The 6297-nt window shown below is 36.2% G+C and carries 4 protein-coding genes; 3 read left to right on the top strand and 1 reads right to left on the bottom strand.

Annotated features, from left to right (window positions below):
- Positions 1-370: 370 nt before the first annotated feature.
- The 3 genes from AB1414_13525 (at position 371) to AB1414_13515 (ending at position 4672) form a co-directional block, all read left to right on the top strand.
- A complete protein-coding gene (locus AB1414_13525) occupies positions 371-1489 on the top strand; it encodes a glycosyltransferase (GenBank protein MEW6608442.1) in 1119 nt (372 codons plus the stop codon).
- Entirely contained in the window at positions 1490-3715 is a 2226-nt protein-coding gene (bamA, locus tag AB1414_13520) for an outer membrane protein assembly factor BamA (GenBank protein MEW6608441.1), read from the top strand.
- Positions 3716-4486: 771 nt separating this feature from the next.
- Complete coding sequence (locus AB1414_13515) at positions 4487-4672, top strand: hypothetical protein (GenBank protein ID MEW6608440.1); 186 nt, start codon at positions 4487-4489, stop codon at positions 4670-4672.
- Between the two features lie 219 nt (positions 4673-4891).
- Here the strand turns inward: AB1414_13515 and AB1414_13510 are convergent, their stop codons facing one another.
- Positions 4892-5833: an Rpn family recombination-promoting nuclease/putative transposase gene (locus AB1414_13510; protein MEW6608439.1), complete on the bottom strand. Its 942-nt coding sequence runs from the start codon at positions 5831-5833 to the stop codon at positions 4892-4894.
- Positions 5834-6297: the final 464 nt, after the last annotated feature.

Here is a 6297-nt window from a genome sequence, read left to right as displayed (position 1 = left end):
ATTCCCTCTCAGAAGTTCATGGTGTATAAAGGTGATAAAAAGATATGGGAATTTCACCTATGAAATTATGCGAGTATGTCCACAAATAGTTTCCCGAATGTGCACAAATGATTTTTACGTAACATAAGATATTTTTTTACTTGCAATCTCTATTTTTTTATGGTATAATCCAAATAATGTTAAACTGTTGTTATAAATGTCATAAATGTAATGATTGTGTTCGCAAGTGGATTCTGGCACAAAAGAATTTAGCTCAGACTTGTTGTGTCGAGTGTCAAGAATTCACAAATTGCCTCCAGGTAAATCGTCTTTCCAGATGGAAGATTATCCATGGAGAGAATTCTGTAAGCGAGGTGGGAGAAGAAAAAACTTGAAGAAAATAGTTATCTTAACCGTCTTAGCCGGTATGGGACATATCCGCGCCGCAGAGGCTATTGCTAAAGGAATTAAAGAATTATATAATGATGTCGATGTCCAAACAATTGACCCAATGAGTACTACCGAGCCAAAACTACAACAATTTCTCAATCATGCTTATTTATTTCTGGCTAATTATACCCCGCCTTTCTGGGGTTGGATTTATAATAGTCGAATTTTATCCTCTGCTTATAGCCCGATTAGATGGTATCTAAAACGAATCTATGCTCGAAGTAGTAAACTTGTAATTGACCAATTTAACCCGGACATTCTTGTTTCGACACATCCATTTATTGCCAATGGTGTGGGAGAACTCAAAAAGCAACGATTGATTAATTTACCTCTCATCTCAGTTGTGACCGACTACCATGTCTATCCAATGGGAATAAACAAGTATGTAGATTTATTTATATTACCATCTTCAGAAGTAGCAATTTATTTAAAAAATAAAGGGATTCCCGATGAAAAAATCAGAATTAGTGGCGGACTCCCAACTGACCCAAAGTTTTTTAAACCCCAGGATAAAAATGCCCTGTACCAAAAATTCAACTTACAAAAAGACCTGAAGGTAGTGCTTATCCTCTGCGGTGGATATGGTATGGGAAAAGTAGCAAAACTATTACAGGGTTTTATGGGGATAGATTTCCCATTGCAATTATTAGTCGTTGCTGGTAAAAATGAGGAGTTAAAGGCAAAATTAACCCAAATTGCTAATCAACTTAAAATAAAAACCAAAATCTTTGGTTTTGTGGAAAATATGGAGGAATTGATGTCTGCCTCAGACCTGGTCGTAACGAAACCAGGTGGAACTTCTATTTCAGAGACATTGACCAAAGGAATACCGATTATCCTGACCGAGGCTGTCCCAGGACAAGAAACATGGAATGTGAATATATTACTAAAAGCAGGTGTGGTTATCCAACCTGAGAACCAGGCAGAAATTCCAGGACTAATTATTAAACTAATTACCGAAAAAGAAACCCTACGAGAGATGCAACACAAAATTAATGAAAAATTTGCTAACATAAAAGCAGTTTATAATATCGCTAAAATTATACGAGGTGATGAATAAATGCGAAAAGTAACCTTTTTATTACCCATTATTTTTATGACGCAAGTTTTATTTGCCCAGGAAAATAATATTACAAACATCCAGATAGAAGGGAACAAAACACTGGCAACTTCAACCATTCTTGGTCTCATTAAAACACAAATCGGCGACAAATATAATCCGACAAAGGTTGATAATGACCTGAAAAATATTTATAATTCAGGCTATTTCTCTGATATTAAGGTAGAACTAAAAAAAGAAACCGAAGGACTATCAATAGTCTTCATCGTTAAAGAAAAATCCCTTGTTTCAAAGATTAAGTTTGAAGGGATTAAAGAGTTAAAAGAAGAAGACTTAAAAAAAGAGATTACCGTAAAAACAGGTGCACCACTTAGCCTGAAAGACATAAAAGAATCCATTACAAAACTTACTGATTTCGCCAGAGATAAGGGTTATTATTTAGTCAAAATAGATTACAGGATAGATGATGAGGAACGAATAGTTAGTTTTTTGATTGAGGAAGGTAAGGAAGTCAAGATTAAAGAGATTAATCTTTTGGGCAACGAGGCATTTTCTACCTTTAAACTTAAATGGAAAATGACCACTTCCACCGGTGATTTTTATAAGGAAAAAGAATTAAATGAGGATATAGAAAAACTACTCATATTTTATAAAACTAATGGCTACCCAATGATTAGTATTCAAAAACCAGAGGTATCTTATGCTAAAGAAAAAGGTGGAATTGTGATTAACATCAATATTTCAGAAGGCGACCTTTTCAAAATCGAAAAAATAAGTTTTAGTGGCAATACAATATTCACGGATAATGAGCTTAAGGAGTTAGTGAAGACAAAAATAGGCGATATTTATAATCTTCGCTCAATCGTCGTCGATGGGAATAATATTAAAGAGGCATATTTTTCTAAAGGCTATGTTACGACTTTAGTCATTCCTGAGCCAGAGTTTAATAATAAAACCGCTCTGGTAAATATCACTTATAAAATCAAAGAAGGTGGTTTAAGTTATATCGAAAAAATTACCATTTCAGGCAACACCCACACTAAAAATAAAGTCATTTTACGAGAGCTTTTACTCAAAGAAGGGGAAATGTTCGATGGGAAAAAACTCAAACAAAGCCGACAGGCATTAATTAACTTAGGCTATTTTGAATTCGTAAAATTTGACATCCTGCCAGGTTCTCAAGAAGATAAAAAAATATTAGATATCGAAGTTAAAGAAGGCAAAACAGGTAACCTTATGTTTTCTACCTCTTATGGTAATAAACCAGGCTTATTTGGAACAATAGAATTCACTAAAAATAACCTCTGGGGCAAAGGTTATTCTACTTCTATTAAATCAGAATTTGGGAAAAGATTGTTAAATTATGAAATTGGATTTACTGACCCGTGGTTTCGTGATAAGCCAACTTCTGTTGGGTTTGACATCTGGCACACAACAGAAAAAGAAGATGAATATACCAATAAAAAACGGGGCGGGGCAATTAGAATAGGTAAACCGCTTGGAACCCATAATCGTATTGATTTTAAATATAAATATGATAAGACATCTATGTCAAGTGTCAAATCCGATGCGCCGGAGAGTATCAAAGACTGGGTAGAAAAATGGGGAGAGGGGAAATATGTGCTCTCAAGTAGCCTGGAGATTAGTTTTAAGAGAAATACAAAAAGGGGCGAAGAGATACTTTTTCATCCCACCGCAGGCTATAAAATTGAACTATCCAACGAAGTTGCTGGTGGCGTTCTTGGCGGAGATATAGATTTTTATAAACCGACTTTTGAAGGAAGTTGGTTTATCCCCAGCTGGAAGGAGTTTATCTTAGCCTTACATACTAAATTAGGTCTGGTTACTAATCTGGCTGAACACAAGGAAATACCTGATTACGAAAAATTCCGTATTGGTGGTCCTTACAGCGTTAGAGGATACCGTGACCGCTCTATTTATCCTTCATCTGGCAGTGGCAAATCTATGCTCGTGGGCAATGTTGAATATCGCCATCCCATTGGTAAGGAAATATTTGGTTGTTTATTTGTTGATGTCGGGAATGTCTGGGAAGATGCCTCTGACATTACCTCATTTAAGGATTTAAAATATGGAGCAGGACTCGGGATAAGATTTAAAAGCCCAGTTGGTCCTATCCGTTTAGATTATGCCTGGGGACTATCAGACGCACCAGGACATTTTAAAGGTGACCCAGAGGCACACATCAGCTTCGGCTCGTATTTTTAGCAGATGAAATTGCGAAAATTTTGGTGGTGTCTGAAAATAACGCTAATAGCGAAAATCTATCCAGATTTGGTGTCCAAAAGGGGATAAGGAGATAAAGGGAGATATGGAGATTACATTGTCCTTTCCAAAATTTTAGAATGAATTTATCTCCTTATCTCCATAATCCCCATATCTCCTTTTCGGACACTATTTCAATCTTTATACTAGTGCTCCGTCGCTGATAATTTGATAGATTGTTTTTCTACCTGTCATTCCCGCGCAAGCGGGAATCCAAATTTTAGTAAGCGTTCAGGTGGTGTAACAAAAGGAGATGTGGAGATTAAGGAGATAGGGAGATATTATTAAAAAAATTGTAAGAGTTCAGGTAGGATAAAAATAAGGAGAAAGGGAGAAGATGGAGAAGTGGAGAAAAGAAGAGTTAACTGATAAGATTATTAATGCCTGTATTAATGTCCATAAAAAGTTAGTGTCGTGTTAAACAAATAATGCACGGAATTTGATTCTGGTAACTATCCGTTTGCAGGTTACGAAACCTGATGATGCCCCGTGCAAAACTTACTCAACACGACACCAGAATTGATGTCCGAAAGGTGGAGCAAGAAAAAGTTTAAGCCATTTCTCCAATTCTCCCTTTTCCCCATTTCTCCTTGTTTACACTTCTAATGTATAGCCCTGAACGGTTACACTTATTAAATAATTGTTGATATACAGGTCAAAAATATACCTGAATAGATACAAAAAATTGAAATTAATAGAAACTAATAGAAATTTATGGAAATTTGTTGTTTTCCACAATCAATTTCTACCTATTTCTATCAATTTCAATCTATTTCTATTATCTTATCTCCATATCACTCTTATCTCCTTATCCCCTTTCTTACACTTTTGATATATAGCCTGAACGGTTACAAATTTTACGAATATGAATGGATTTCTGCCTTCGCAGGAATGACATGAGAGGTAGAAATATTACTCATCAATTGAATAGCGACAGAGCACTAGATTAAGATACCACCGAAAATTCGTAATCCGTGTCCGTTTTCCATGTCCGTAATTAGGCTGAAGGCTGAAGGTTGAAAATTCAGGTATAGTGCCTCATGTCTCATCTCCTTCTCCGTTTCCCCGTTTCTCATCTGTCCTCTGCCTTTTATCTTCTGACCTCTGTATTTATCCGTGCTAATCTGTGTCAATCAGTGGCTGAATAGTTACAAGTTTTTTAATTTCTTCTAGGGTTAAACCTGTAACCTTGGATATTTTTCCCAGGTCATCTCCCATAGTGAGAAGTATTTTTGCCATCTCTATCGTTTTTTTCTTTTCACCTTGTTGTATCCCCTGTTGTATTCCCTGTTGTATTCCTTGTTCCATTCCTTGTTCCATTCCTTGTTTCATCCCTTGTTCTAATCCTTTCTTCTCAGCAAAACTTATTGATGACTTCTGGATATAAATGAAATCCTTTCTCTTGTGCTGTATCTCCAATTCTTCTGCACTCAAACCCGCCTGATTGGCTATCTCAAATGCCTTCTTTATCTCTTTATTCATCTCCAAAGTCTTGGGAATATAATCTAATTTTCCCGCATTCTTGATAAAATATATCCACTTATCCGTAATATCCTTTAAATCCTCTTCCTCCTTCTTGAATTTTGGCAATTCGATAAAGATTAACTCAATATCTCCACTATACTCGATTAGTTCTTCCTTCTCCATAAGTTTAAAGTAACTGATAACCTTTGGAAATTCATCAAACATTTCAAAATCAGTAATAGTTAGAGCAATAATTGGGTTTAATAGATAAAATTCATCACCACATAACAACTGGGTAGAATATGCCTTCGCCGCATTGTAAAGAATCCTTTTTTCTATCCCCGGATAATTTAATACCTGCATCTCGATAATGACAGTGCTGCCATTTGAGAGCAATGCCTTGACATCAACATAGGTATCTTTCATACCTTTAAGTAACGGTATTTGATATGGGTCAAGGATGGTTAAATCCTCAATAATGCTTTCATCCTTGAATTTAACGATGGAATTCAAGAAGCTGATGAGTATATCCTTGGATTGCTCACTACCAAATATCTTTTTAAAGGCATAGTCTGTTTTTACATCTAAAAACTGCATTTTGGTTCTCCTGAAAATAGCCGTAAGAATAGAACACGGATGACACGGATTTAACGGATTTTCGCTGATTTTTTTCTCTTTTTTCTGCCTTCTATCTTCTATCCGCGAATATCCGCATCATCAGCGTCATCAGCGTGCTATTATTTTTCATCCTCCTTTGTGCCCCGCAGGGGCATGACGGTTTCTCCTGAAAATAGTATTTGGAGTGCGAAAGCTTGCTTTCGCTTTGGCTTGCTTTACTTTGCCAAAGCCACTTTTGGCTTACCTCCAAAGCGGTGGCAAGCCACCGCACTCCAAAAATTTTCATCTTCGTTTGTGAGCCGCAGGCTCATGCCCGGTTTCCCCTGAAAATGTATGTAAGTTGTTGTAATTATTTATTTTTTGTAGTAACGAGAGGAAAGTAAAACCATCCCTTCCCTTAAAAGCACACAATATCCCCTTCTTGCCATTGTCTCGAAAACCAT

Source organism: bacterium (genome assembly GCA_040755795.1).
In the GTDB taxonomy this organism is placed as follows: domain Bacteria; phylum UBA9089; class CG2-30-40-21; order CG2-30-40-21; family SBAY01; genus JBFLXS01.
The sequence above is the reverse complement of the archived record's forward strand: the minus strand, read 5'-3'. Positions and strand labels throughout refer to the sequence as shown.